25 protein-coding genes are annotated in these 26315 nt (G+C 55.1%); 22 read left to right on the top strand and 3 right to left on the bottom strand.

Translation table 11 applies throughout. The annotated features are described in order from the left end of the window. Positions 1 to 15 precede the first annotated feature (15 nt). The 15 genes from pspA to FFB58_RS04750 all read left to right on the top strand — a co-directional run bounded on the left by pspA (position 16) and on the right by FFB58_RS04750 (position 14436). Complete coding sequence (pspA, locus tag FFB58_RS04820; RefSeq protein ID WP_039031875.1) at positions 16 to 684, top strand: phage shock protein PspA; 669 nt, start codon at positions 16 to 18, stop codon at positions 682 to 684. A 51-nt stretch (positions 685 to 735) separates the two neighbouring features. Then, positions 736 to 960, top strand: coding sequence for an envelope stress response membrane protein PspB (gene pspB / locus FFB58_RS04815; RefSeq protein WP_039031876.1), 225 nt, complete (start codon positions 736 to 738; stop codon positions 958 to 960). Beyond that, positions 960 to 1316: an envelope stress response membrane protein PspC gene (gene pspC / locus FFB58_RS04810; RefSeq protein ID WP_039031877.1), complete on the top strand. Its 357-nt coding sequence runs from the start codon at positions 960 to 962 to the stop codon at positions 1314 to 1316. Before pspB ends, pspC begins: the two co-directional genes overlap by 1 nt. Positions 1317 to 1330: 14 nt before the next feature. Continuing rightward, positions 1331 to 1552, top strand: coding sequence for a phage shock protein PspD (gene pspD, locus FFB58_RS04805; protein ID WP_039031878.1), 222 nt, complete (start codon positions 1331 to 1333; stop codon positions 1550 to 1552). Between the two features lie 188 nt (positions 1553 to 1740). After that, positions 1741 to 3438, top strand: coding sequence for a sugar phosphorylase (locus FFB58_RS04800; RefSeq protein WP_138369194.1), 1698 nt, complete (start codon positions 1741 to 1743; stop codon positions 3436 to 3438). 14 nt (positions 3439 to 3452) lie between these two features. After that, positions 3453 to 4745 (top strand): ABC transporter substrate-binding protein, encoded by a 1293-nt coding sequence (locus FFB58_RS04795; protein WP_138369193.1) that lies wholly within the window; start codon positions 3453 to 3455, stop codon positions 4743 to 4745. A 20-nt stretch (positions 4746 to 4765) separates the two neighbouring features. Further along, positions 4766 to 5647: a sugar ABC transporter permease gene (locus FFB58_RS04790; RefSeq protein ID WP_138369192.1), complete on the top strand. Its 882-nt coding sequence runs from the start codon at positions 4766 to 4768 to the stop codon at positions 5645 to 5647. Then, on the top strand, positions 5634 to 6476 hold the full coding sequence (locus FFB58_RS04785) for a carbohydrate ABC transporter permease (RefSeq protein ID WP_032611132.1): 843 nt from the start codon (positions 5634 to 5636) through the stop codon (positions 6474 to 6476). The genes FFB58_RS04790 and FFB58_RS04785 overlap by 14 nt, the downstream gene beginning before the upstream one ends. A 28-nt stretch (positions 6477 to 6504) precedes the next feature. Beyond that, on the top strand, positions 6505 to 7557 hold the full coding sequence (locus tag FFB58_RS04780) for a zinc-binding alcohol dehydrogenase (protein ID WP_138369191.1): 1053 nt from the start codon (positions 6505 to 6507) through the stop codon (positions 7555 to 7557). A gap of 17 nt (positions 7558 to 7574) precedes the next feature. Then, positions 7575 to 8363, top strand: coding sequence for a sugar phosphate isomerase/epimerase (locus tag FFB58_RS04775; RefSeq protein WP_138369190.1), 789 nt, complete (start codon positions 7575 to 7577; stop codon positions 8361 to 8363). 11 nt (positions 8364 to 8374) lie between these two features. Further along, entirely contained in the window at positions 8375 to 9433 is a 1059-nt protein-coding gene (locus FFB58_RS04770; protein WP_138369189.1) for a Gfo/Idh/MocA family oxidoreductase, read from the top strand. Next, a complete protein-coding gene (locus FFB58_RS04765; RefSeq protein WP_138369188.1) occupies positions 9427 to 11706 on the top strand; it encodes a glycoside hydrolase family 65 protein in 2280 nt (759 codons plus the stop codon). Before FFB58_RS04770 ends, FFB58_RS04765 begins: the two co-directional genes overlap by 7 nt. After that, positions 11699 to 12373, top strand: coding sequence for a beta-phosphoglucomutase (gene pgmB / locus FFB58_RS04760; protein WP_039031886.1), 675 nt, complete (start codon positions 11699 to 11701; stop codon positions 12371 to 12373). Before FFB58_RS04765 ends, pgmB begins: the two co-directional genes overlap by 8 nt. A 2-nt stretch (positions 12374 to 12375) precedes the next feature. Then, complete coding sequence (locus tag FFB58_RS04755; RefSeq protein WP_138369187.1) at positions 12376 to 13458, top strand: ABC transporter ATP-binding protein; 1083 nt, start codon at positions 12376 to 12378, stop codon at positions 13456 to 13458. A gap of 66 nt (positions 13459 to 13524) precedes the next feature. Then, a complete protein-coding gene (locus FFB58_RS04750) occupies positions 13525 to 14436 on the top strand; it encodes an OmpG family monomeric porin (RefSeq protein WP_138369186.1) in 912 nt (303 codons plus the stop codon). Positions 14437 to 14469: 33 nt separating this feature from the next. Here FFB58_RS04750 and FFB58_RS04745 read toward each other — a convergent pair whose 3' ends face one another. Then, complete coding sequence (locus tag FFB58_RS04745; RefSeq protein ID WP_138369185.1) at positions 14470 to 15480, bottom strand: LacI family DNA-binding transcriptional regulator; 1011 nt, start codon at positions 15478 to 15480, stop codon at positions 14470 to 14472. Positions 15481 to 15635: 155 nt separating this feature from the next. Here FFB58_RS04745 and FFB58_RS04740 point away from each other — a divergent pair, with 155 nt between their 5' ends. The 3 genes from FFB58_RS04740 to tyrR all read left to right on the top strand — a co-directional run bounded on the left by FFB58_RS04740 (position 15636) and on the right by tyrR (position 19749). Further along, positions 15636 to 17033 (top strand): YcjX family protein, encoded by a 1398-nt coding sequence (locus FFB58_RS04740; protein ID WP_138369184.1) that lies wholly within the window; start codon positions 15636 to 15638, stop codon positions 17031 to 17033. After that, the gene (locus FFB58_RS04735; RefSeq protein ID WP_138369183.1) at positions 17030 to 18079 is read left to right on the top strand and encodes a YcjF family protein; all 1050 of its coding nucleotides are present in this window, start codon (positions 17030 to 17032) and stop codon (positions 18077 to 18079) included. The genes FFB58_RS04740 and FFB58_RS04735 overlap by 4 nt, the downstream gene beginning before the upstream one ends. A gap of 128 nt (positions 18080 to 18207) precedes the next feature. After that, on the top strand, positions 18208 to 19749 hold the full coding sequence (tyrR, locus tag FFB58_RS04730; protein ID WP_138369182.1) for a transcriptional regulator TyrR: 1542 nt from the start codon (positions 18208 to 18210) through the stop codon (positions 19747 to 19749). 39 nt (positions 19750 to 19788) lie between these two features. Here the strand turns inward: tyrR and tpx are convergent, their stop codons facing one another. Continuing rightward, on the bottom strand, positions 19789 to 20295 hold the full coding sequence (tpx, locus tag FFB58_RS04725; RefSeq protein ID WP_039031893.1) for a thiol peroxidase: 507 nt from the start codon (positions 20293 to 20295) through the stop codon (positions 19789 to 19791). Positions 20296 to 20400: 105 nt separating this feature from the next. Here tpx and ycjG point away from each other — a divergent pair, with 105 nt between their 5' ends. Next, positions 20401 to 21366, top strand: a complete 966-nt coding sequence (gene ycjG, locus FFB58_RS04720; protein ID WP_138369181.1) for an L-Ala-D/L-Glu epimerase — start codon at positions 20401 to 20403, stop codon at positions 21364 to 21366. Here ycjG and mpaA read toward each other — a convergent pair. Continuing rightward, complete coding sequence (gene mpaA, locus FFB58_RS04715) at positions 21357 to 22070, bottom strand: murein tripeptide amidase MpaA (RefSeq protein ID WP_138369180.1); 714 nt, start codon at positions 22068 to 22070, stop codon at positions 21357 to 21359. The genes ycjG and mpaA overlap by 10 nt on opposite strands. 185 nt (positions 22071 to 22255) lie before the next feature. Here mpaA and FFB58_RS04710 point away from each other — a divergent pair, with 185 nt between their 5' ends. The 3 genes from FFB58_RS04710 to tssC all read left to right on the top strand — a co-directional run bounded on the left by FFB58_RS04710 (position 22256) and on the right by tssC (position 26310). Next, positions 22256 to 23872: a peptide ABC transporter substrate-binding protein gene (locus FFB58_RS04710; RefSeq protein ID WP_138369179.1), complete on the top strand. Its 1617-nt coding sequence runs from the start codon at positions 22256 to 22258 to the stop codon at positions 23870 to 23872. A 368-nt stretch (positions 23873 to 24240) separates the two neighbouring features. Beyond that, positions 24241 to 24732 (top strand): type VI secretion system contractile sheath small subunit, encoded by a 492-nt coding sequence (gene tssB / locus FFB58_RS04705; RefSeq protein WP_138369178.1) that lies wholly within the window; start codon positions 24241 to 24243, stop codon positions 24730 to 24732. A gap of 42 nt (positions 24733 to 24774) precedes the next feature. Next, positions 24775 to 26310: a type VI secretion system contractile sheath large subunit gene (tssC, locus tag FFB58_RS04700; RefSeq protein ID WP_138369177.1), complete on the top strand. Its 1536-nt coding sequence runs from the start codon at positions 24775 to 24777 to the stop codon at positions 26308 to 26310. The last annotated feature ends 5 nt before the right edge of the window (positions 26311 to 26315 follow it).

Genomic DNA, 26315 nt, shown 5'->3' with positions numbered 1-26315 from the left:
TGTGAGGATTCAATTATGGGTATTTTTTCTCGTTTTGCCGACATCGTGAACGCCAACATCAACTCGCTGCTGGAAAAGGCGGAAGATCCGCAGAAGCTGGTCCGTCTGATGATTCAGGAGATGGAAGATACGCTGGTCGAAGTGCGCTCCACCTCTGCCCGGGCGCTGGCTGAAAAGAAACAGCTGACGCGCCGTATTGAGCAGGCGACCGCCCAGCAGGCCGAATGGCAGGAAAAAGCGGAGCTGGCGCTGCGCAAAGATAAAGACGATCTGGCCCGCTCTGCGCTGATCGAAAAACAGAAGCTGACCGATATCGTCGCTACCCTGGAACAGGAAGTGACCCTGGTGGATGAAACGCTCACCCGCATGAAGAAAGAGATTGCGGAGCTGGAGAACAAGCTGAGCGAAACACGCGCCCGTCAGCAGGCCCTGACGCTGCGTCACCAGGCCGCCAACTCTTCGCGCGACGTGCGCCGTCAGCTCGACAGCGGCAAGATTGACGAGGCGATGGCCCGCTTCGAATCCTTCGAACGCCGTATCGATCAGATGGAAGCCGAGGCGGAAAGCCACAGCTTTGGCAAACAGAAAACGCTGGATCAGCAGTTTGCCGATCTGAAAGCGGATGATGAAATCAGCGAGCAACTGGCCGCACTGAAGGCCAGAATGAAACAAGACAATCAATAATAACGACTGCGGCGCCTGCTGGCGCCGCCACTCATAAAACAAGGAGTAGACATGAGCGCGCTTTTTCTTGCCATTCCGCTGACCATTTTCGTGCTGTTTGTCCTGCCGATCTGGTTGTGGCTGCACTACAGTAACCGTTCTTCCCGGGGAGAGCTGTCGCAAAGCGAACACCAGCGCCTGGCGCAATTAACTCAGGACGCAAATAAAATGCGCGAACGTATTCAGGCGCTGGAAGCGATCCTGGATGCGGAACATCCGAACTGGAGGGATCGCTAATGGCTCTGAACCTGAATAAAAAATTGTGGCGTATTCCCCAGCAGGGGATGGTACGCGGCGTCTGTGCCGGGCTGGCGCATTACCTCGACGTGCCGGTGAAACTGGTACGCGTGGTGACGGTGCTCTCCATTTTCTTTGGCCTGGCCTTTATTACCCTGGTGGCCTATATCATCTTATCCTTCGTGCTGGACCCGATGCCGGACGGCGCGATGAGCGATGAAAATGCCCCCACCAGCAGTGAATTACTGGATGCGGTGGATGCCGAACTGTCGGCAGGCGAAAAGCGCCTGCGGGAAATGGAGCGGTACGTCACCTCGGACACCTTTACGCTGCGAAGCCGTTTTCGTCAGCTTTAACTGAGAGACCTGATATGAACCAACGCTGGCAACAGGCCGGGCAGCGCGTTAAGCCGGGCATGAAAATCGCAGGGAAGCTGGTATTACTGACCGCACTGCGTTACGGTCCCGCGGGCGTAGCGGGCTGGGCGATTAAATCGGTCGCCCGTAAGCCGGTAAGAATGTTGCTGGCCGTCGCGCTGGAGCCGTTACTGAAGAAGCTCGCGACCCGCGTTTCCCGCCGTTATTTCTCCTGATCCCCCATTAAATGAGTCCTTTCCTTAATCCGGAAAGGACTTGTAACGCTTTTCACCTTTTTTCCCTCTTTATTTGCGGCAGTTCACATTAATGCGCTGAGCTGGTTTGCGAACCTCTTTTTCTGCCTGCTGGTCCGTTGACAGACATTTTTCATGGGAGTAGATTGCCACTCCGTGGGACCGCTACCATGGAAAACAATGTGAACACTAAAATTAAGAATTTAATCAGTTTGGTTTACGGGGAATCTTTTTCTGAAGCGCACTTAGCTGTGCTGTTTGAGAAAATCGAAAAATCTTGCTCTGTAATTACTGAAAAGCGTAAAACGGGTTGGGATGAAAAAGATGTTGTCCTGATTACCTATGGCGATCAGTTCACTGCGAAAGGGAAGGAAGCACTGCCGGTATTTACCCAATTTTATAATGAGTGGCTGGCTCGTTCCTTTTCTCATGTCCATCTTCTGCCTTTTTACCCCTGGTCTTCTGACGATGGTTTTTCCGTGATTGATTATCACGCCGTCGCCCCTGAAACTGGAACATGGAATGATATTGCTGAATTAAAGCAGTCAACTAATTTAATGTTTGATTTCGTGTGCAACCATATGTCGGCAAAAAGTCAGTGGTTTGCAAATTATCTTAATCAAACGCCTGGCTATGAAGACTTCTTTATTTCAGTCGATCCTGAAACCGACCTGTCGGCTGTCACGCGCCCCCGGGCATTGCCGCTGTTGACGCCGTTCACCCTTCGTGACGGAACCGTCCGTCACCTGTGGACCACCTTCAGCGAGGACCAGGTCGATCTCAATTTCGCCTCGCCTCAGGTGCTGATCGCAATGGTGGATGTGCTGCTTCATTACCTTGTTGAAGGGGCAAGTTATATCCGTCTGGATGCCGTCGGATTTATGTGGAAGATACCAGGCACAAGCTGCATTCATCTTGAGAATACCCACCGTCTTATCCAGCTTTTCCGCGCCATTTCTGACAGGGTGGCGCCGGGCACGGTGCTGATCACCGAGACCAACGTACCGCACAAAGACAACATCTCTTACTTTGGTGATGGCGAAAATGAAGCGCAGATGGTGTATCAGTTCTCATTACCTCCGCTTGTCCTGCATGCCGTTCATCGTCAGGATGTCCGGGCTCTTTGCGAGTGGGCGGCATCGCTGAAGCTGCCTTCGCAGCAAACTACCTGGTTCAACTTTTTGGCGTCGCACGACGGCATAGGTCTCAATCCGCTACGCGGTATCTTACCTGAGACCGAAATTCTCTCTCTGGTAGAAATACTCCAGAATGAAGGTGCATTGGTTAACTGGAAAAATAATCCTGATGGCACGCGAAGCCCGTATGAAATAAATGTCACTTATCTCGATGCGCTAAGCCATAAGGAGAGTGACAATCATCAACGCATTGCCCGATTTATACTGGCGCACGCTGTGCTGTTAAGTTTCCCTGGCGTTCCGGCAATCTATATTCAGAGTATTCTTGGTTCACGTAATGATTATGGCGGAGTTGAGCGTCTGGGATATAACAGGGCGATTAACCGCAGAAAATACGTTGCCGGGGAAATCGACGGCGAGCTCGTTGATCATAATAATATCCGACATGGTATATATCATAAATTAAGCGAGTTAATCGCGCTGCGCCGGGCGGAAAAAGCATTCCATCCGGACAGTGAAGCAATGTTTGAAACCGTCGGTGAGCATATTTTTAAGATTATTCGCATCGCAACGAACGGCGAGCGCATTACAGCCTTGTTTAACTTCAGTAATCAATATCAAAACCTTTATACAGATATTAATACCGGCAGGGAATTGATCGCCGGAAACGCTATTAACGGTACTACTCTGACCCTTAATCCATGGCAGGTCATGTGGATTAAAGAAAACTAAAAAGGACCTTAAAAATGAAAATGCCCAGGATTGTGCTGATTTCAGCACTGGTTTCGTGCGCCCTGTTATCAGGCTGCAAGGAAGACAAAAAAACGGCCGTCACCATCGAGTTTATGCACTCCTCGGTGGAACAGGAGCGTCAGGCAGTTATCACCAAACTGATTGAGAAATTCGAAAAAGAGAATCCCACCATCAGGGTGAAACAGGTCCCGGTGGAAGAGGATGCCTACAACACCAAGGTGATTACCCTGGCCCGCACCGGCGCGCTGCCGGAAGTGATAGAGGTCAGCCATGATTACGCCAAGGTTATGGACAAGGAGCAGTTGCTGGATCGCGTGGCGATTGGCGAAGCCATTAAAGCCGTAGGCGAAAACACTTTCTACGACGGCATCCTGCGGGTGGTGCGCACGGAAGACGGCGAAGCCTGGACAGGGGTGCCCATCAGCGCCTGGCTGTCCGGCGTCTGGTATCACAAAGATGTCCTCGCGGCTGCGGGCATTGAGGAGCCGCAAAACTGGGAAGCGCTGTTGAAAGCCAGCCAGAAGCTCAACGATCCGGCCAAAAAGCATTACGGCATCGCCCTGCCCACCGCGGAAAGCGTCATGACGGAGCAAGCGTTCTCGCAGTTTGCCCTCTCGGGTGGTGCAAACGTGTTTAATGCCAAAGGCGATGTCGAAATCGATACACCGGAAATGTCCAACGCGCTGGCGTTTTATAAACGTCTGGCAGCCACAACCATGCCGGGCTCGAACGACGTTATGGAGATCAAGGACGCCTTTATGAACGGCTCTGCGCCGATGGCCGTTTACTCCACCTATATCCTTCCGGCTGTCTACAAAGATGGAGATCCCGCCAACCTTGGGTTTGTCGTGCCGACTGAAAAATCTTCCGCCGTCTACGGCATGGTCACGTCGCTGACCATCACCACCGGACAGGCCGAAGAAGAGACCAAAGCTGCAGAGAAGTTTGTCATCTGGATGGAGCAGGCTCAAAACGCCACGGACTGGGTGATGATGTCTCCGGGCGCCGCGCTGCCGGTGAATAAGCTGGTGGTCGGTACCGATACCTGGAAAAACAACGAGGTGATTAAAGCCTTTGGCCAGTTGCCTTACGAACTGATCTCGCAGTTCCCGAATGTGCAGGTTTTTGGCGCGGTGGGCGACAAGAACTTCACCCGCATGGGCGACGTAACGGGGTCCGGCATCATCAGCTCTATGGTGCATAACGTGACGGTGGGGCAACAGGACCTCAGCGCAACGTTAAGCAACAGTCAGAAGCGACTGACTGACCTGATTTCACAACGATAGGCGCGCTGCGGAAGGGAATTATGAAGACGTTGTTTTCTGGTCGTTCAGATATGCCTTTCGCCATGCTGCTGTTGGCCCCCAGCCTGATTTTGCTGGGGGGCCTGGTGGCCTGGCCAATGATTTCCAACATTGAAATCAGTTTTTTACGCTTGCCGTTAAACCCGCGGGTGAGCGCCGTGTTTGTCGGGCTGGATAACTACATCCGCATCCTGAGTGATCCGGCCTTCTGGCACTCGTTATGGATGACCTTCTGGTATACGGCGCTGGTGGTGCTGGGGAGTACCGGGATGGGGCTGGCCGTCGCCATCTTCTTTAACCGGGAGTTTCGCCTGCGCAAAACGGCGCGTTCCCTGGTGATCCTCTCCTACGTGACGCCGTCGATCTCGCTGGTGTTCGCCTGGAAATACATGTTCAACAACGGCTACGGCATTGTGAATTACCTGGGGGTGGATCTGCTGCATCTCTATGACCAGGCCCCGCTGTGGTTCGACAACCCGGGCAGCAGTTTTGTGCTGGTGGTGCTGTTCGCCATCTGGCGCTATTTCCCGTACGCCTTTATCTCGTTCCTGGCGATTTTGCAGACCATCGATAAGTCGTTGTACGAAGCGGCAGAGATGGACGGAGCCAACGCCTGGCAGAGGTTTCGCATCGTCACGCTGCCGGCGATTATGCCGGTGCTGGCTACGGTCATCACCCTGCGAACCATCTGGATGTTCTACATGTTTGCGGATGTGTATCTGCTGACCACCAAGGTCGATATTCTGGGCGTTTATCTCTACAAAACCGCTTTTGCCTTCAACGACCTCGGGAAAGCCGCCGCTATTTCTGTGGTGCTGTTTGTGATCATCTTCGCCGTCATTCTGCTGACCAGAAAAAGGGTAAACCTCAATGGCAACAAATAAACGCGTACTGGGCCGTATTGGTTTTTATCTGGGACTGGCGGTGTTTTTGATTATCACGCTGTTCCCGTTCTTCGTGATGCTGATGACCTCATTCAAAAGCGCGAAGGAGGCGATATCGCTGCACCCGACCATTCTGCCGCAGGCATGGACGCTGCAGCATTATGTCGACATCTTTAATCCGCTGATCTTCCCGTTTGTGGATTACTTCCGCAACAGCATGGTGGTGTCGCTCACCTCGTCGGTTATTGCCGTTTTCCTCGGCACGCTTGGCGCGTACGCCCTGTCCAAACTGCGTTTCAAAGGCCGGGCGACCATCAATGCGAGCTTTTACACCGTCTATATGTTCTCCGGCATTTTGCTGGTGGTGCCGCTGTTCAAAATTATCACCGCATTAGGCATCTATGACACCGAACTGGCGCTCATCATCACCATGGTGACCCAGACGTTGCCGACGGCGGTATTCATGCTGCGCAGCTATTTCGACACCATCCCGGACGAGATAGAAGAAGCCGCGATGATGGATGGCCTCAACCGGCTGCAAATCATCTTTCGCATCACCGTGCCGCTGGCCATTTCCGGGCTGGTCTCGGTCTTTGTCTACTGCTTCATGGTGGCGTGGAACGACTATCTGTTTGCCTCCATTTTCCTCTCCAGCGCCAGCAACTTCACCCTGCCGGTTGGGCTGAACACGCTCTTCAGCACCCCGGATTACATCTGGGGGCGGATGATGGCGGCCTCGCTGGTGACGGCACTGCCGGTGGTGATCATGTACGCGCTGTCTGAACGTTTTATTAAAAGTGGTTTGACCGCCGGTGGCGTTAAGGGCTGAGGCGGCCAGGTTAATCAAGGAGTAGGTCATGAAAAAGTTAGTAGCGACAGCGCCTCGTGTGGCAGCGCTGGTGGAGTATGAAGATCGTCCGGTTGCGGCACACGAAGTAAAGATTCGCGCCCGCTTTGGTGCCCCGAAACACGGCACCGAAGTGGTGGATTTTCGCGCGGCAAGCCCCTTCATCGATGAAGAGTTCAACGCGAAGTGGCAGATGTTTACCCCGCGTGAAGAGGGCGCGGCCCGCGGGATCGAATTCGGCAAGTTCCAGTTGGGCAATATGATTGTGGGCGAGATCGTCGAATGCGGTGCTGATGTGACGGCGTACCATATCGGCGACAGCGTCTGCTGCTACGGGCCATTGCAGGAGACGGTGATCGTCAATGCCGTCAACAACTACAAGCTGCGCAAAATGCCGCAGGGCGCCTCGTGGAAAAATGCCGTCTGCTATGACCCGGCGCAGTTCGCCATGAGTGGCGTTCGCGATGCCAACGTGCGGGTAGGGGATTACGTGGTGGTGGTCGGTCTGGGCGCGATCGGCCAGATTGCCATCCAGCTGGCAAAAAAAGCCGGGGCTTCCGTGGTCATCGGGGTCGATCCTATCGCCCACCGCTGCGATATCGCCCGCCGTCACGGGGCGGATTACTGCCTGAATCCGCTGGGTGCCGATGTCGGTCTGGAGATCAAAAAACTGACCGGCAAGCAGGGGGCCGACGTGATTATTGAAACCAGCGGCTTTGCCGATGCGCTGCAATCTGCGCTGCGTGGCCTGGCCTACGGTGGAACGATCTCCTATGTCGCCTTCGCGAAGCCCTTTGCAGAAGGGTTCAACTTAGGACGTGAAGCCCATTTCAATAATGCGAAGATCGTTTTCTCCCGCGCATGCAGCGAGCCAAATCCGGATTATCCGCGCTGGGACCGCAAGCGTATCGAAGAGACCTGCTGGGAACTGCTGATGAACGGTTATCTCAACTGCGAGGATCTGATCGACCCGGTGGTGACGTTCACGACCAGCGCGGAGAGCTACATGCAGTATGTCGATCGTCACCCGGAACTGAGCATCAAAATGGGCGTCACTTTCTAAGCTAAGGAGAGCAATTAATGAAAATCGCAACGCAAAACCAGGCCTTTTTCCCGACCACGATCCTCGAAAAATTCCAGTACATCAAAAGCATGGGATTTGATGGCTATGAGATTGACGGCAGGCTGCTGGTGGACAATCTCGATGAAGTTAAAGCAGCGATCAAGGCCACCGGCTTGCCCGTGACCACCGCCTGCGGCGGCTACGACGGCTGGATCGGAGACTTCATCGAAGAACGTCGCCTGAACGGTTTACAGCAGATTGAACGTATTCTGGAAGCGCTCGCCGAGGTGGGCGGGAAGGGGATTATCGTGCCCGCCGCCTGGGGGATGTTTACCTTCCGCCTGCCGCCGATGACCTCACCGCGCAGCCTCGACGGCGATCGCAAAGCGGTCAGCGCCTCGCTGCGCTGGCTGGATGAAGTGGCTGCACGCACCGGGACGACCGTCTATCTGGAGCCGCTGAACCGCTACCAGGACCACATGATCAACACCCTGGCCGACGCGCGTCGCTATATCGAAGAGAACGCCCTCAAACACGTTGAGATCATCGGCGATTTTTATCATATGAACATTGAAGAAGACGCGATAACGGATGCCCTGCACCAGAACCGGGATCTGCTGGGCCACGTGCACATTGCCGATAACCATCGTTATCAGCCGGGCAGCGGCAGCCTGGACTTTGCCACCCTGTTCGATCAGTTACGCGCTGACAACTATCAGGGTTACGTGGTCTATGAATGCCGTGTGCGTGCCGACGATCCTGCCCGGGCTTATCAGGACTCACTCAATTATTTGCGTGAATGCTAAGGATGAGCAGCGTGATGAGTGCTTCAACACCTTTGCCTCTGCGCGTCGCCATTATTGGCGCCGGGCAGGTTGCAGACAAAGTGCATGCCTCGTATTACGCCACCCGCAGTGATGTTCAGATGGTGGCTGTCATGGACAGCCGCCTCGAACAGGCTCAGGCGTTTGCACAGCGACATGCTATCCCTTCGGCATGGCAGGACGCGCAAGAGATGCTGCGGGAGGTCAAGCCTGATGTGGTGAGTGTCTGTTCACCGAACCGCTTCCACTTTGAACACGTCATGGCGGCGCTGGAGGCCGGATGCCATGTGATGTGTGAAAAACCGCCCGCCATGACGCCGCAGCAGGCCGATCGGATGCGCGTCGCATCGCGCAAAGCGGGAAAAGTGCTGGCGTATGATTTCCACCACCGTTTTGCGCTCGACACGCAGCTGCTGCGTGAGGCAGTGCTGAACGGGACATTCGGTGAAATTTACTTCACCACGGCGCAGGCGCTGCGCCGCTGCGGTGTGCCGGGGTGGGGCGTTTTTACCAACAAATCGCTACAGGGCGGTGGGCCGCTGATCGATATCGGCATCCATATGCTTGATGCCGCCATGTATGTGCTGGGTTTCCCGGCAGTCAAACGGGTGACGGCGCACAGTTTCCAGAAGCTGGGGAACCGTAAAAACAGCGGCCAGTTCGGTGAGTGGGATCCCGCTCAGTTCACCGTGGAGGATGCCCTGTTTGGCACCATTGAGTTCTGCAATGGCGGCGTGCTGCGTCTGGACACGTCGTTTGCGCTCAATATCCGCGAGCAGTCGATCATGAATGTCTCATTCTGCGGTGAGAAAGCCGGAGCAACGCTGTTCCCGGCACACATTTATAACGACGAGGCGGGGGTTTTACATACCCTGAGCCAGCGTGAAGAGGCTGACGATCGGCGCCATTTACGCAGCATGGAAGCCTTTGTCCGTCACGTGATGGGAGAGCCGGTGATGATCGCCGATGCCGAGCAGGGGCTGGTTATCCAGCAGTTAGTCGCTGCGCTGTATGAAGCGGCGGAAAAAGGGGAAAGCGTGACGTTATGCTGAACCTGTCTCTCTTAACCGATCCGGCGTTTTGTCCACACAGCCTGAATAAATACGCGTCCATCATGGCCTGCGGTAACGGCTATATGGGCATTCGCGCCACCCATGAAGAAGAATACACTCAGCAAACCCGGGGGATGTATCTTGCGGGTCTGTATCATCGCGCGGGACGTAACGAGACCTGCGAGCTGGTTAATCTGCCGGATATTACCGGTATTGAAGTTGAGCTGGATGGCAAGAATTTTACCCTGTTGTCCGGGGAGATCCTAAGCTGGCAGCGCGAGCTGGCCTTTGCTAACGGCGAACTGCATCGCAGCCTGATCTGGCGCTCACCTGAAGGCAGGCGCTATCGTCTGGAAAGCCGTCGCTTTGTGTCACTGGATGCACTACCGCTGGTGGCGATGCAACTGTCGATCACCCCGCTGGACGCGTCCTCGCAGATTGTTCTAAAAACCGGCATCGATGCGACCCAGACCAACAGCGGCAGGCAGCATCTGGACGAGATCTCGGTCAGGGTATTTGATCAGCACTACCTGCAGGGGGTGTATGAAACCCAGGATCGCACCGCTGAGGTGGCGATCTCAGCCTGTTGTCGTCTCTCAAAGGACAGCGACAGCTGCTTTACCGCCAAAAATCGCCGCATTACCGCGCATCATGCGTTGACTGTCTCGCCGGGGGAAACTGTCACTCTGGAGAAACTGGTATGGGTGTCTCACCGCCGCGACAGGGCGCTGTCTACGGAGACTTTCGCTCGTAATGCTCTGGCCGATCTCCAGGCCTGCGCGTCACAGGGATACGCTACACTGCTGGCGCGTTCAGCCAGCGCCTGGGAGAACGTCTGGCGCGACAGCCGGGTGGAGGTGGCTTCGACGCAGGAGTGGGATCAGAGGGCGCTGGACTATGCCGTCTGGCATCTCACCGCCATGACGCCTGCCCATGACGAGCGAAGCAGTATCGCGGCCAAAGGGCTCACCGGGGAAGGGTATAAAGGGCATGTATTCTGGGATACCGAAATATTCCTGCTGCCGTTCCATCTCTTTACCCGTCCGCAGGTTGCCCGCAGCCTGCTGCGCTATCGCTGGTTAAACCTGGCGGGAGCGCGGGAAAAAGCCCGTCGTAACGGCTGGCCGGGTGCGCTGTTCCCGTGGGAAAGTGCGGCAAGCGGCCAGGAAGAGACGCCGGAGTTCGCGGCGATCAACATCCGCACCGGGATACGCCAGAAAGTGGTCTCCGCGCTGGCTGAACACCACATCGTGGCGGATATCGCCTGGGCCGTTGTCGCTTACTGGCAGGCAACGCACGATGACGACTTCATGCGCAGTGAAGGGCTGACGCTGCTGATGGAGACCGCATCGTTCTGGATGGGACGCGCCACAGAAGCCAACGGGCGTCTGGAAATTCATGATGTGATTGGCCCGGATGAATACACGGAGCACGTCAATAACAACGCCTATACCAACTATCTCGCCTGGCATAATGTCGCCAGCGCCCGCCGGTTCATGACGATGTTCGGCCGTGTGGATGCGCGCTTTACGGAAAACGCTAATCGCTTTCTGACGCATTTATGGCTACCGGAGGCAAATGCGGAGGGTGTGCTGCCTCAGGATGATACTTTCATGGCGAAACCGGCTATCGACCTGAGTCGCTATAAAGCGAAAGCCGGTAAACAGACCATCCTGCTGGATTACTCGCGTGCAGAAGTTAACGAGATGCAGATCCTCAAGCAGGCGGATGTGGTGATGCTCAACTACCTGCTGCCGGAACGCTTTACGCCGCAGCAGTGTGTCGCCAATCTGGCGTTCTACGAGCCACGCACCATCCACGACTCTTCACTGAGCAAGGCCATTCACGGGATTGTTTTTGCACGTTGTGGCGATACTGAGCGGGCGTACGCCTTCTGGCGTGACGGCGTTGCCATCGATCTGGGTGACGATCCGCACAGCAGCGATGAGGGGATCCATGCTGCCGCAACAGGCGCTATCTGGTCCGGGGTCATTCAGGGTTTTGCCGGCCTGCAGGTGGTGGAAGGGGAGTTGCATCTTGCGCCGAAATTGCCTGCCCACTGGCGCAGGCTCACTTTCCCGCTGCGCTGGCGCAACGCAAGGCTGTGCGTCACCTTTGAGGACGATCTCTTAACGATCAACACCACGGCACCCGTCACGTTAACCCTGTGGGGAAAAACCCTTAACGCCTCGGGGCGGCAGGTATGGTCTTACAAGGACTTTATGACGTCCGTTACTGGGACCGCTACCATGGAGGGTGGGCACGATGCTTAAGGCTGTTGTTTTCGATCTGGATGGGGTGATCACCGATACCGCCCATCTTCATTTTCTGGCCTGGCGTGAAGTGGCGCAGGAGGCTGGCATCACCATCGACGAGACCTTCAACGGGGAGCTTAAGGGGATAAGCCGCATGGACTCCCTGGTGCGGATCCTGCGACACGGTGGCAAAGAGCAGGCGTTTGACCACCCGCAGCGCCTGGCGCTGGCGAGTAAGAAAAACGATCTCTACGTCCGGTCGCTGGCTTCGCTGACCCATGAGTCACTGCTGCCGGGCATCCGCGAGGTGCTGGCCGAGATCCGCGCGGCGAACGTTCTGATTGGGCTGGCCTCCGTATCCCTTAATGCCCCGGGAATTTTGCAAGCGCTGGGGATAGCGCAGGCGTTTGATTTTTGCGCCGATGCTTCCCGCATTGCCCGTTCCAAACCGGACCCGGAGATCTTCCTCGCGGCCTGCGCCGGGCTGAATGTGCGTCCACAGGAGGCTATCGGCGTTGAAGATGCCGCGGCTGGCGTGGCGGCAATCAACGCGGCGGGCATGTTATCGGTGGGGATTGGGCCCGGGCTGGACCATGCGGGGCTACAACTTCGTTCAACGCGGGAATTGACCTGGAAATGTCTGACCGATTTCTGGGCCTCCCGGACGGTATTGATAAGGAACTAACAATGGCTCAACTGTCCCTGAAACATATTCAGAAAATCTATGATAACCATGTCCACGTGGTGAAAGATTTCAACCTCGAGATAGAGGACAAAGAGTTTATTGTCTTCGTCGGTCCCTCCGGGTGTGGAAAATCAACGACCCTGCGTATGATTGCCGGGCTGGAGGAGATCAGTGCCGGTGAGCTGGTGATTGACGGTGTCTGCATGAATGATGTCCCGGCCAAATCCCGGGATATTGCGATGGTCTTCCAGAACTATGCGCTCTATCCGCACATGACGGTCTACGACAACATGGCGTTTGGCCTGAAGATGCAAAAAATTGCGCCAGCGGTCATCGAAGAGCGGGTTAACTGGGCGGCGCAAATCCTGGGCCTGCGCGATTACCTCAAGCGCAAACCGGGCGCCCTCTCTGGCGGCCAGCGCCAGCGCGTGGCGTTGGGCCGGGCGATTGTGCGGGAAGCCGGTGTCTTCCTGATGGATGAACCGCTCTCCAACCTCGACGCCAAGCTCCGCGTGCAGATGCGCGCTGAAATCAGCAAGCTGCACCAGAAGCTCAACACCACCATGATCTACGTCACCCACGATCAGACGGAAGCCATGACTATGGCGACCCGGATTGTGATCCTCAAAGACGGCATCATTCAGCAGGTGGGGGCGCCGAAACAGGTTTATAACGAGCCAGCAAATATGTTTGTTGCAGGCTTCATCGGCTCTCCGGCAATGAACTTCATTCGCGGTGCGATAGACGATCGTTACTTTGTCACCGAAACCCTGCGTCTGGCGATCCCGGAAGACAAACTCGCGGCGCTGAATAGCCAGGGCTACCAGCGTAAAGCCGTGGTGTTCGGCATCCGTCCGGAAGATATTTTCACGCCACAGGAAGAAGGCGAAAGCATTGCCGCCAGGGTCAGCGTCGCGGAGCTGACAGGTGCAGAATTTATGCTCTACGCCAGCGTAGGCGGGCATGAACTGGTGGTCCGGGCGGGTGCCGCAAATGACTATGCCGCAGGGGATAATATCGGCATCCGGTTCGATATGAATAAGTGCCATTTCTTCGACGCAGAAACGGAAGTGGCAATCCGATAATAAAAGCGTTTGCCGGGAATATCCATTCCCGGTTTTTTGATTGTTAATTATATAGGGAATATATTAATGAGTACTCTACTGAGAAGTGCTGCGCTTGTACTGTGCGCAGGGGTTAGCTGCGCACAGGCAACAGAAACAAAACACTGGGATTTTAATATCGGCGCAATGTATGAAATTGAAAACGTCGAAGGTCAGGGCGACGATAAAGATGGATTATATGAACCCTCCGTGTGGTTTAATGCCACATGGGATGCCTGGACAATTTCACTGGCGATGTATCAGGAAGGGCCGGTCGATTATAGCAGCATGACCCGCGGCAGCTATTTCGATCGACCTGAGGTTGAATTACGCTATCGCGTTATGGGTACCGATGATTTTGTTCTCGGTCTGACCGGCGGCTTCCGTAATTACAGTTATCATTTCAAAGATGAGCATGGCGCGAAAGATGGCACTGCCAATATGCAGCGCTACAAAATTCAGCCTGACTGGGATCTAAAATTAACCGACGACTGGCGTTTTAGCGGCTGGTTTGCCATGTATCAATTTGCCAACGATCTGGAGAAAACCGGTTATTCTGACAGCCGTGTCGAAACAGAAACTGGCTTTACCTGGACTCTCAATGAAACGATTTCGGCCAGAGTTAACTACTATTTAGAGCGTGGTTTTAATATGGATGGTTCGCGTAATAATGGCGAATTTTCCACTCAGGAAATTCGCGCCTATCTGCCGATTTCGTTAGGCAGCACTACCCTGACGCCTTATACCCGTCTGGGGCTGGATCGCTGGTCAAACTGGGACTGGCAGGACGATCCCGATCGTGAGGGGCACGACTTTAATCGACTGGGGCTGCTCTATGCCTATGATTTCAGCAATGGTTTATCCATGACGCTGGAATACGCGTATGAGTGGGAACACCATGATGAAGGTGACAGCGATCGCTTCCACTACGCGGGGATTGGCGTAAATTACGCGTTCTGACAGGTTATACACCAGGGGCGATCGCCCCTGGTGTTAGCGCAGTGACTCAGCCCAGGAAAAATGGGTATCCACGAGCACCTTATGCGGCGCGGGCTGGCCTGCGATACGCCTGAACAGAAGGTCACAACTCTCTTCACCCAGTTTGCGCGTCGGGATATCAAAGCCGCCAGGTGCAGGGGTCAAAATGAGCGACAGCATGGGGTCGCTGTAACCCGCAACCGCAAGCTGCTCGGGGATCTTGATATTTAACGCATCCGCTGCGCGATAGAGGCTGAGTAGCTTCATGCTGTCGGTGGCAAATACCGCATTCGGCGGGGGGGCCGAAGACAACAGCTGAATAGCCGCCGCGAGCGCGCTCTCATGGGTATAACCACCGTCGATCACCCATTCATGCTTAATAGCGACCTGATGTTTTTCGAGAGTGGCTTTATATCCTGCAAGACGGTCAATAGAGACGTGATAATCGAGAGGGGCATGCAGGCAGGCAATATCACGATAACCTTGTTTAATAAATGTCTCCGTCAGCGTGGCGCTGTCATGATAATTATCGGTATCTACGGAGTAGATATTCTGATAGTCGCCTTCCACTTTACCGATAACCACCACCGGAATACCATAAGCATCCAGTCTGGAGAAAAATGACTCATTTGCCGGTGAACTCAGCATGATGATCCCTTTAATCATTTTCTGTTTTATTTTGTTTTCACATTTCAGCAGATCGTCTTCACTGCTTTTTGATGTCTGCAAAATAACGTCAAAACCTTCCTGCTCCGCTTTTGCGGTAATGACATGAAGCACATCAGAGAAAAAAGGATTGCCAGCGGTAGTTTTGGTGGAACGGGTTGAAATAACCATAATGGCATCGAAGCCGGAAGAGGTCAGGGCGCGGGCAAGTTTATTGGGTTCATAATTTAATTCTGCAATCGCCTTGAGCACCTTCTCGCGGGCTTCGGGTGAAATATTGGTTTGCTTATTCAGAACTCTGGACACGGTTGATTTTGAAACGCCAGCAACTCGCGCAATATCATAAATGGTGGGTGACATACACCTTACTCGCTCCTGAAAGACAGCAATTTGACTCATCTTACTGGAGAGAAATCGGCAATAGCAATAATTATGAATTGATAATCAACGATCTGCCCCCATTTATTGTATTCTGAAGCAAGTGATTTCAGAGTTCCACGCAATGAAGGACGGCGATGAAGCGACTTAAAAATGAACTCAATTCTCTGGTTAATCGTGGGGTTGACCGTCATTTGCGCCTGGCGGTCACCGGACTGAGCCGCAGCGGCAAAACCGCCTTTATCACGGCGATGGTCAATCAACTCCTCAATCTGCATGCCGGAGCGCGTTTGCCCCTGCTGAGCGCGGTGCGCGAAGAGCGTCTGCTCGGCGTGAAGCGCGTGCCCCAGCGCGACTTCGGCATTCCCCGTTTTACCTACGACGAAGGGCTGGCCCAGCTGTACGGCTCGCCGCCGACCTGGCCGACGCCCACCCGCGGGGTGAGCGAAATCCGTCTGGCGCTGCGCTTTCGCTCCAACGATTCGCTGCTGCGTCACTTCAAAGAGACTTCGACTCTCTATCTGGAGATCGTCGACTATCCCGGCGAATGGCTGCTCGATCTGCCGATGCTGACCCAGGATTATCTCAGCTGGTCGCGGCAGATGACCGGCCTGTTACAGGGGCAACGTGCGGAGTGGTCCGCCCGCTGGCGTTCGCTGTGTGAGGGGCTCGATCCGCTGGCACCAGCCGACGAAAACCGACTGGCGGCGATCTCTGAAGCCTGGACCGATTATTTGCACCAGTGCAAGAAAGAGGGCCTGCACTTCATTCAGCCTGGCCGCTTTGTACTGCCGGGGGATATGGCGGGCGCGCCGGCGCTGCAGTTTTTCCCGTGGCCTGACGTGGACGCCTTTGGCGTGTCAAAGCTTGCTCAGGCCGACAAACACACCAACGCCGGTATGCTGCGCGAGCGCTTCAACTACTACTGTGAAAAAGTGGTCAAGGGCTTTTATACCAACCACTTTTTACGCTTCGACCGCCAGATTGTGCTGGTGGACTGCCTCCAGCCGCTCAACAGCGGACCGCAGGCCTTCAACGACATGCGCCTCGCGCTCACCCAGCTGATGCAGAGCTTCCACTATGGGCAGCGCACGCTGTTCCGGCGTCTGTTCTCCCCGGTGATCGACAAGCTGCTGTTTGCCGCCACCAAGGCGGATCACGTCACGGTAGATCAGCACGCCAATATGGTGTCGCTCCTGCAACAGCTTGTTCAGGATGCCTGGCAGAACGCCGCGTTTGAGGGCATCAGCATGGACTGTCTGGGGCTGGCTTCGGTGCAGGCCACCCAGAGCGGCCTGATTGACGTTAACGGCGATAAGATCCCGGCGCTGCGTGGCCATCGTCTGAGCGACGGGGCCCCGCTGACGGTCTATCCTGGCGAAGTCCCCGCCCGGCTGCCCGGTCAGGCGTTCTGGGAGAAGCAGGGCTTCCAGTTTGAAGCCTTCCGCCCGCAGACCATGAAAGTTGACCAGCCGCTACCCCATATTCGCCTGGATGCTGCGCTGGAGTTTTTAATTGGAGATAAATTGCGATGACCGAACCTTTAAAACCGCGGATGGATTTTACCGGCACTCTGGAAGAGGAAAATCGCGAAGCCTTCAAGGCGGCACAAACCTTTGATGACGCCCAGGCCGGGAACTTTGCTCCGGTGGTGACCGATATGCTTCCGGCCGTAGAGGGGCAGGCCGAAGCCGTCGTTGAGGCTGCGCTGCGGCCTAAACGTAGCCTGTGGCGCAAAATGGTCAGCGCGGGTCTGGTAGTGGCGGGCGTAACAGTGGTGGGGCAAGGCGTGCAGTGGGCGATTAACGCCTGGCAAACCCAGGACTGGGTAGCCCTGGGCGGATGCGCGGCCGGTGCCCTGATCGTTGGGGCGGGCATAGGCTCTATCGCCACCGAATGGCGACGTCTGTGGCGGCTGCGCCAGCGCGCCCACGAGCGTGATGAAGCCCGGGATCTTCTGCACAGCCACGGCACCGGTAACGGACGGGCCTTTTGTGAAAAGCTGGCAAAACAGGCCGGGCTCGATCAGTCTCACCCGGCGCTGCAGCGCTGGTACGCAGCCATTCACGAAACGCAAAACGACCGGGAAGTGGTCTCGCTGTATGCCCATCTGGTGCAGCCGGTGCTGGACAGCCAGGCGCGGCGGGAGATCAGCCGCTCGGCGGCAGAATCGACGCTGATGATTGCCGTCAGCCCGCTGGCGCTGGTGGATATGGCCTTTATCGCCTGGCGCAACCTGCGTCTGATCAACCGCATTGCCACGCTGTATGGTATTGAGCTGGGTTATTACAGCCGCTTGCGCCTGTTCCGCCTGGTGCTGCTCAATATGGCCTTCGCCGGGGCCAGCGAACTGGTGCGCGAGGTGGGGATGGACTGGATGTCGCAGGACCTGGCTGCCCGTCTATCTGCCCGTGCGGCGCAGGGGATTGGCGCAGGATTGCTGACCGCGCGGCTGGGGATCAAAGCGATGGAACTGTGCCGTCCTCTGCCGTGGACAGAGAACGATAAACCCCGGCTTGGCGATTTCCGTCGGGAATTAATCGGCCAGCTGAAAGAAACGCTCAATAAAAAACCGCAATAACGTCTCTTCCTCGAACAAAATTCCGTCACCACGCTCACAGGCTGTCAATATTTGTTGACAGCCATCTTCCCGATTACGCATATCTGGCTTATCATTTCAGGGTTACCGGCTTATAGAGTGATTTTCCCATGCGTCTCGAAGTGTTTTGTAAGGACCGTCTCGGCCTGACTCGCGAGTTACTCGATCTCCTTGTTTTGCGGAGTATTGACCTGCGCGGAATTGAGATTGACCCAATCGGGAAGATTTACCTGAATTTTGCTGAAATTGCCTTCGATACATTCAGCAGCTTAATGGCTGAAATCCGCCGTATCGCTGGCGTTACGGATGTGCGCACCGTGCCATGGATGCCCTCCGAACGTGAACATCTGGCGCTGAGCGCGCTGCTGGAAGCGATGCCTGAGCCGTTTTTATCCCTGGATCTGAAGTGCAAAATTGACCGGGCAAACCTGGCGAGCTGCCAGCTGTTTGCCCAGGAGCCAGAGAAACTGAGCAACCACAACGCCGCCCAGCTGATCCCTGGCTTCAATTTCCAGCGCTGGCTCGAGAGCAGCCCGCGCTCGACCCACAGCGAGCATGTGATCATCAACGGACAGAACTTCCTGATGGAGATCACCCCGGTCTATCTGCAGGGCGATAACGACGACAGAACCCTGACCGGCTCGGTGATCATGCTGCGCTCCACGGTACGTATGGGGCGCCAGCTGCAGAATCTGTCCAGCCAGGATATGGGTGCCTTCAGCCAGATAATCGCCGTCAGCCCGAAAATGCGTCACGTGGTGGATCAGGCACGTAAGCTGGCGAACCTCACCGCGCCGCTTCTTATTACCGGCGATACCGGCACCGGCAAAGATCTGCTGGCCCATGCGGTGCATCAGGCAGGTCCGCGCGCGGCCAAACCTTACCTGGCGCTGAACTGCGCTTCCATTCCGGAAGATGCCGTTGAAAGCGAACTGTTTGGCCACGCGCCGGAAGGTAAAAAAGGCTTCTTCGAGCAGGCCAACGGCGGCTCGGTGCTGCTGGATGAGATTGGCGAAATGTCGCCGCGCATGCAGGCGAAACTGCTACGCTTCCTTAATGACGGCACCTTCCGTCGGGTGGGGGAAGATCATGAGGTGCATGTGGATGTGCGCGTCATCTGCGCCACCCAGAAGAACCTGGTGGAGCTGGTGCAGAAGGGCGTGTTCCGGGAAGACCTCTATTACCGTCTGAATGTTCTGACCCTGAACATCCCACCGCTGCGCGATTGCCCGCAGGACATCATGCCGTTGACCGAGCTGTTTGTGGCCCGCTTTGCCGACGAGCAGGGCATTCCTCGTCCGAAGTTCTCGGCGGATCTCAACACGGTGCTGACTCGCTACGGCTGGCCGGGAAATATCCGTCAGCTCAAAAACGCGATCTACCGTGCCCTGACCCAGCTTGAAGGCTATGAACTGCGACCGCAGGATATTTTACTGCCGGATTATGACGCCGGAACGGTGGCAGTAGGGGAAGAGGCGATGGAAGGATCGCTGGATGACATTACCAGCCGCTTTGAACGCTCGGTGCTGACTCAGCTGTATCGTAACTATCCCAGCACCCGTAAGCTGGCGAAAAGGCTGGGCGTGTCTCACACCGCCATCGCCAACAAGCTGCGCGAGTACGGTCTGAGCCAGAAGAAGGGTGATGAGTAAAGATAAAAAAGCCTCCGCAGGGAGGCTTTCTTTTTGTCGTTACGCTTTCAACGCTTCGAGCGCGGCAGCATAGTCCGGCTCGGTGGTGATTTCGTTCACCAGGTGGCTGAACACGACGGTGTCGTTTTCGTCGATGACCACAACCGCGCGAGCAGCCAGGCCTTTCAGCGCGCCTTCGGCGATGCCCACACCGTACTGCTCCAGGAATTCCGGGTTACGCAGGGTCGACAGAGTGATAACGTTGCTCAGGCCTTCAGCACCACAGAAACGGGACTGAGCGAACGGCAGGTCGGCAGAAATGCACAGCACAACGGTGTTGTCCATTTCGGTCGCCAGCTGGTTGAATTTACGCACGGACGCGGCGCATACGCCGGTATCGATGCTTGGGAAAATATTCAGCACTTTACGCTTGCCGGCAAACTGGCTCAGCACGACGTCAGACAGATCTTTTGCCACGAGCGTAAACGCCTGCGCTTTGCTGCCTTTCTGAGGAATGGATCCTGCAACAGAAACCGGGTTGCCCTGGAAATGAACGAGTTGTGACATAGTTATCTTCCTGTTTACATATAGTTAACGTCGCCGTTAGTGTATGTCATCAGCCGATAGCACAGCAAACCCTATTTACGCGAAGCCGCTATACAGGAGTGAGTGATGAGAACCCTCAAGGTTTATGAAGAAGCCTGGCCATTACATACGCCGTTTGTTATATCCCGGGGAACCCGGAGCGAGGCCCGTGTGGTGGTGGTCGAAATAGAAGAAGAGGGTGTCAAAGGGGTGGGAGAGTGCACGCCTTATCCCCGTTACGGCGAAAGCATCGACTCGGTGATGGCGCAAATCATGGCCGTGGCTCCCGAACTTGAGCGTGGTCTGACCCGGGAAGCGCTGCAAAGTTTGCTGCCACCCGGTGCGGCACGTAACGCCGTTGACTGCGCCCTGTGGGATTTAGCCGCGCGTCAGCAGGGGATCTCTCTGACGGCGCTGGCGGGGGTGACGCTACCGCAATCGCTGGTCACCGCACAAACGGTGGTGATCGGCGAACCTGCACAGATGGCGTCCAGTGCCAAAGCGCTGTATGACGCCGGGGCGCGCCTGCTGAAGGTGAAGCTGGACGATCGTCTGATCAGCGAGCGGATGGTCGCTATTCGCGGCGCCGTGCCGCAGGCCACGCTGATCGTCGACGCCAATGAATCCTGGCACAGCGAAGGGCTGGCCGCCCGCTGCCAGTTGCTGGCAGATCTGGATGTCGCCATGCTCGAACAGCCTTTGCCATCGGGAGAGGATGCCGCGCTGGCGAATTTCATCCACCCGCTGCCCATCTGTGCTGATGAGAGCTGCCACACGCGGGAGAGCCTTCCGACGCTGAAAGGGCGTTACGATATGGTGAACATCAAGCTGGATAAAACCGGTGGTATCACCGAAGCGCTGGCGCTGGCCGCCGAGGCACGCCAGCAGGGGTTTTCATTGATGCTCGGCTGTATGCTCTGCACCTCGCGGGCGATTGGCGCCGCGCTGCCGCTCGCCAATGAAGTGAAGTTTGCCGATCTCGATGGCCCAACCTGGCTGGCGGTGGATGTTTCTCCAGCGCTGCATTACAGCACTGGCGTTGTTCATCTCTGAGGCTCCCAGCGCAACAGATCTGTCATCGCCCTCAGGTACTTCTCGCTGGCCTCGTCGGACGAGATTGGCGGGAATTCGGCGGTGATACAGTGCAGGCTTAAATCGGCGCACCAGCTGCCAAACGAGCCTGGCGTTTCATAGCCGACGCTGGTCACCAGCGGTAGCGCAAAAGCATCCGCCAGCCAGCGCCCAAGGGCCGTGTGGGCGGGATCTTCAATGCAGGCCAGCGGATCGTGAAACGAAACAACCCAGGCCGGATGCAGTTTATGGATCAGATTACACAGCGCCTGGGTTTCCGGCTCTGAACCGGGTTTATCGCCCGTCAGCAGCACCACGTCCCGATCTGCGGCTGAGCTGTTCCAGCGATAGACCGTCTCGCCTTCCCGCCAGTTGGCCGCCGGGAAGTTACGGTTCAAATCCACGCCACGGGCATTGGCGCGTAACCCCAGCTGGCAGCCGTCCGGGTTAACGGTTAACACCACATGGTGGCGGCGAAGTTCCGGGGCAAGGGTGCGCAGCGCGCAGGAGAGGGTCACAATCGATGAATTTTCATCCCCGTGGGTACCGGCAATGATCAGGCCGCTGTTGCGATCGGCCTGCGGGGCAGGGAACCAGATTAAAGGTGCGCCGAGGAAAGAGCGGCCATAATGTTCGGTTCCCGGCGGGAAAGCGCCACGTTCCGTTCTTGGGCGGGTATGTGACATAGTCGTTCCTGGATCAGAGTTGTATTACTGGCAGTGTTGTGCAAAACACACGGTTTTTCAAATAGTTTCAGCCTGGGGATAAAACCGGCAGATCTCAACTTTCCGATGGAAGTTGTTTGCATTTCCCTGTTCTGAAACAAATAATTACGCATCTGCTCGTTACCCATCATTTCAAAGGGGATCTCATGAAGCATCCGGTTTCGTTGATTTATTCTGCCTTACTGTTGTGTGGCCTCTCTTCTTACTCCTTTGCGGCGGACGTTCCCTCCGGAACGTCGCTGGCTTCAAAACAGGAACTGGTGCGCCATATCAAAGATGAACCTGCTTCCCTTGATCCCGCGAAAGCGGTGGGGTTGCCTGAAATTCAGGTGATCCGCGACCTCTTCGAAGGCCTCGTGAATCAGAACGAAAAGGGCGAACTGGTGCCGGGTGTCGCGACCCGCTGGCAGAGTAATGATAACCGCGTCTGGACCTTCACCCTGCGCGAGAATGCGCAGTGGTCTGATGGAACGCCGGTTACCGCTCAGGATTTTGTCTACAGCTGGCAGCGTCTGGTCGATCCAAAAACCACGTCGCCTTTCGCCTGGTTTGCAGCGCTGGCCGGGATAGTTAACGCCCAGGCCATCATTGACGGTAAAGCACCGCCGGATAAGCTCGGCGTGACGGCGGTGGATAACCGAACCCTGCGCGTGCAGCTCGACAAGCCGCTGCCGTGGTTTGCTAACCTGACGGCGAGCTTCGCCTTCTACCCGGTAAAAAAAGCCAATGTGGAGAGCAGCGCGGAATGGACCCGTCCTGGCGCGCTGGTAGGCAATGGCGCCTACATCCTGAAAGATCGGGTGGTCAACGAGAAGCTGGTGGTCGAGCGCAACACCCATTACTGGGATAACGGCAAAACCGTCCTGCAGAAAGTGACCTTTGTCCCAATCAACCAGGAGTCCTCAGCCACCAAGCGTTACCTGGCGGACGGTATCGATATCACCGAGTCGTTCCCGAAAAATCTCTACCAGAAACTGATGAAAGAGATCCCGGGCCAGGTTTACACGCCGCCGCAGCTGGGCACTTACTACTACGCGTTTAACACCCAGAAAGGCCCAACGGCGGATGCCCGGGTGCGTCTGGCGCTCAGCATGACCATCGACCGGCGCATTATGGCCGAGAAAGTGCTGGGCACCGGCGAGAAACCGGCGTGGCACTTCACCCCGGACGTGACCGCAGGCTTTACCCCGGAGCCATCGCCGTTTGAGCAGATGAGCCAGGAAGAGATGAATGCTCAGGCAAAAACGCTGCTGCAGGCGGCGGGCTACAATGCGCAAAAACCACTGAAGCTGACGCTGCTGTACAACACTTCCGAGAATCATCAGAAAATCGCTATTGCGGTGGCGTCGATGTGGAAAAAGAACCTCGGCGTCGATGTGAAGCTGCAAAATCAGGAGTGGAAAACCTATATCGACAGCCGAAATACCGGTAATTTCGATGTGATCCGCGCCTCATGGGTCGGGGACTACAACGAGCCGTCAACGTTCCTTTCACTCCTGACCTCAACGCACACCGGCAATATCTCCCGCTTTAACGATCCGGCGTATGACAAGGTGATTAATCAGGCATCGCTGGAAACCACGGAGAAGGCTCGTAACGCTGATTACAATACGGCGGAAAAAATCATCGCCGAAAAAGCGCCCATCGCGCCGATCTACCAGTACACCAACGGGCGTTTGATCAAACCCTGGGTGAAAGGGTATCCGATTAACAACCCTGAAGATGTGGCGTACAGCCGCACGATGTATATCGAGAAGCATTAATCGATATCAGAAAATGCGTATAAATTTTAAAATGGCGCTGCTTCAGCGCCTTTTTTTTGCCCTTATTTCTTTATTCCTGGTAAATCATAATTATCATCAATTGCAATAAAGTTAGTAATTAAAAATAAATATAATATGCATATCTCTTTGTAGATTGGTTTTTATTTATTTGTGAAGGTGCGTCTTGTGTTATTAATATGAAAAGGTCAGGTAGTAATACTTGCGATTTTAATTGCAGGCTGTTGTAGGGTCAATGTCCAACTTTGGAACAATAGTTAGTTGATCCTCTGTAATTGTGTGTTCTAATATCTGTGCGTGAACAAATGTAATTTTACTCGACAACTATTCCTTAAGGAAAAGGGACCGCTATGGCTGATTCGTTCCAGAATGAAGTGCCTAAGGCACGAATAAATTTAAAACTGGCTCTTCATACCGGAGGCGCGCAGAAGAAAGTTGAATTGCCACTCAAAATTCTTACGGTTGGCGATTTCAGTAATGGTAAAGAATCACGCGTTCTATCTGAACGTGAGAAAATCAACGTCAATAAAAATAACTTTGATAGCGTACTTTCAGAGTTTAACCCGGAAATTAATCTGACCGTACAAAACACGCTGACGGGAGAGGGTGCGGAAGAGAATATCCAACTTCAGTTCTCAAGCATGAAAGATTTCGAACCTGAACAGGTTGCCCGCCAAATTCCACAACTGCGCGCGATGCTGGCGATGCGCAATTTATTACGCGATCTCAAATCCAATCTCCTTGATAACGCCACTTTCAGAAAAGAGCTCGAGAAAATTCTCAAAGATCCAGCGTTGTCTCAGGAATTGCGTGACGAAATGAGTGCGCTTGCCCCGAAATAAAGTGTGGACACGTCTTTTAATGGATTAACCGGGAATATGCTGATGTCTTTAAATACTGAAAATGGCTCTGTTCAAGGGCAAACTACCGTACTGGAAAAAGAGGGAGTTTATGCCTCTCTGTTTGAAAAAATTAATCTGACCCCGGCGTCCAGCCTGGGAGATATTAATGCGTTTCTGGATGATGCTGCGCTGGCCGAGGCCTCAGCGGGTGAGCGCCTCACGGCCGCGATGCAGGTATTTATGGACTGTATCCGTAAATCCGGCCAGCAGGTAGATAAGCTCGACAAAACGCTTATCGATCACCATATCGCGGAGCTCGATTATCAAATCAGCCGCCAGCTGGACGCGGTGATGCACCACGAAGAGTTCCAGAAAGTAGAGTCATTGTGGCGCGGCCTGAAGCAGCTGGTCGATAACACCGATTATCGACAGAACGTGAAAACTGAAATTCTGGATGTTTCCAAAGATGCGCTGCGCCAGGACTTTGAAGACGCGCCGGAGCTGATTCAAAGCGGACTATACTGGCACACCTACACTGCCGAGTACGACACCCCAGGCGGTGAGCCAATTGGCTCGGTGATCTCTTCTTATGAGTTTGACGCAAGCCCGCAGGATGTGGCGCTGCTGCGTAATATTTCTAAAGTGTCTGCCGCGGCGCATATGCCGTTTATTGGTTCTGTTGGACCAAAATTCTTCCTGAAAGAATCCATGGAAGAGGTGGCTGCGATTAAAGATATCGGCAACTATTTTGATCGCGCCGAATACATCAAATGGAAATCTTTCCGCGATACAGACGACTCCCGCTATATCGGTCTGGTGATGCCGCGCGTACTTGGGCGTCTGCCCTATGGCCCGGATACCATTCCGGTGCGCAGCTTCAACTACGTTGAGCAGGTCAAAGGCCCGGATCACGAGAAATATCTCTGGACCAGCGCGTCGTTCTCTTTTGCTTCCAATATGGTGAAGAGCTTCATTAATAACGGCTGGTGCGTGCAGATCCGTGGCCCGCAGGCCGGCGGTGCGGTGAAAGACCTGCCAATCCACCTGTACGATCTCGGTACCGGCAACCAGGTGAAAATCCCGTCTGAGGTAATGATCCCGGAAACCCGCGAATTTGAGTTCGCGAATCTCGGCTTTATCCCCCTGTCGTACTACAAAAACCGCGATTATGCCTGCTTCTTCTCGGCTAACTCCGCCCAGAAACCGGCGCTGTACGATACCGCCGATGCAACGGCCAACAGCCGCATCAACGCGCGCCTGCCGTATATCTTCCTGCTCTCCCGTATCGCGCATTACCTGAAGCTGATTCAACGCGAAAACATCGGTACCACTAAAGACCGTCGTCTGCTGGAGCTGGAACTTAACACCTGGGTACGCGGCCTGGTCACCGAAATGACCGATCCGGGGGATGAATTGCAGGCCTCGCATCCGCTGCGCGACGCGAAAGTGGTTGTGGAAGATATCGAAGATAACCCAGGTTTCTTCCGCGTGAAGCTGTATGCGGTGCCGCACTTCCAGGTTGAAGGGATGGACGTGAACCTGTCTCTGGTTAGCCAGATGCCGAAGGCTAAATCATAAGCTAA

This window comes from Enterobacter sp. MF024, from assembly GCF_005843915.1.
GTDB classification, from domain to species: domain Bacteria; phylum Pseudomonadota; class Gammaproteobacteria; order Enterobacterales; family Enterobacteriaceae; genus Enterobacter; species Enterobacter barmai.
The sequence above is the reverse complement of the archived record's forward strand: the minus strand, read 5'-3'. Positions and strand labels throughout refer to the sequence as shown.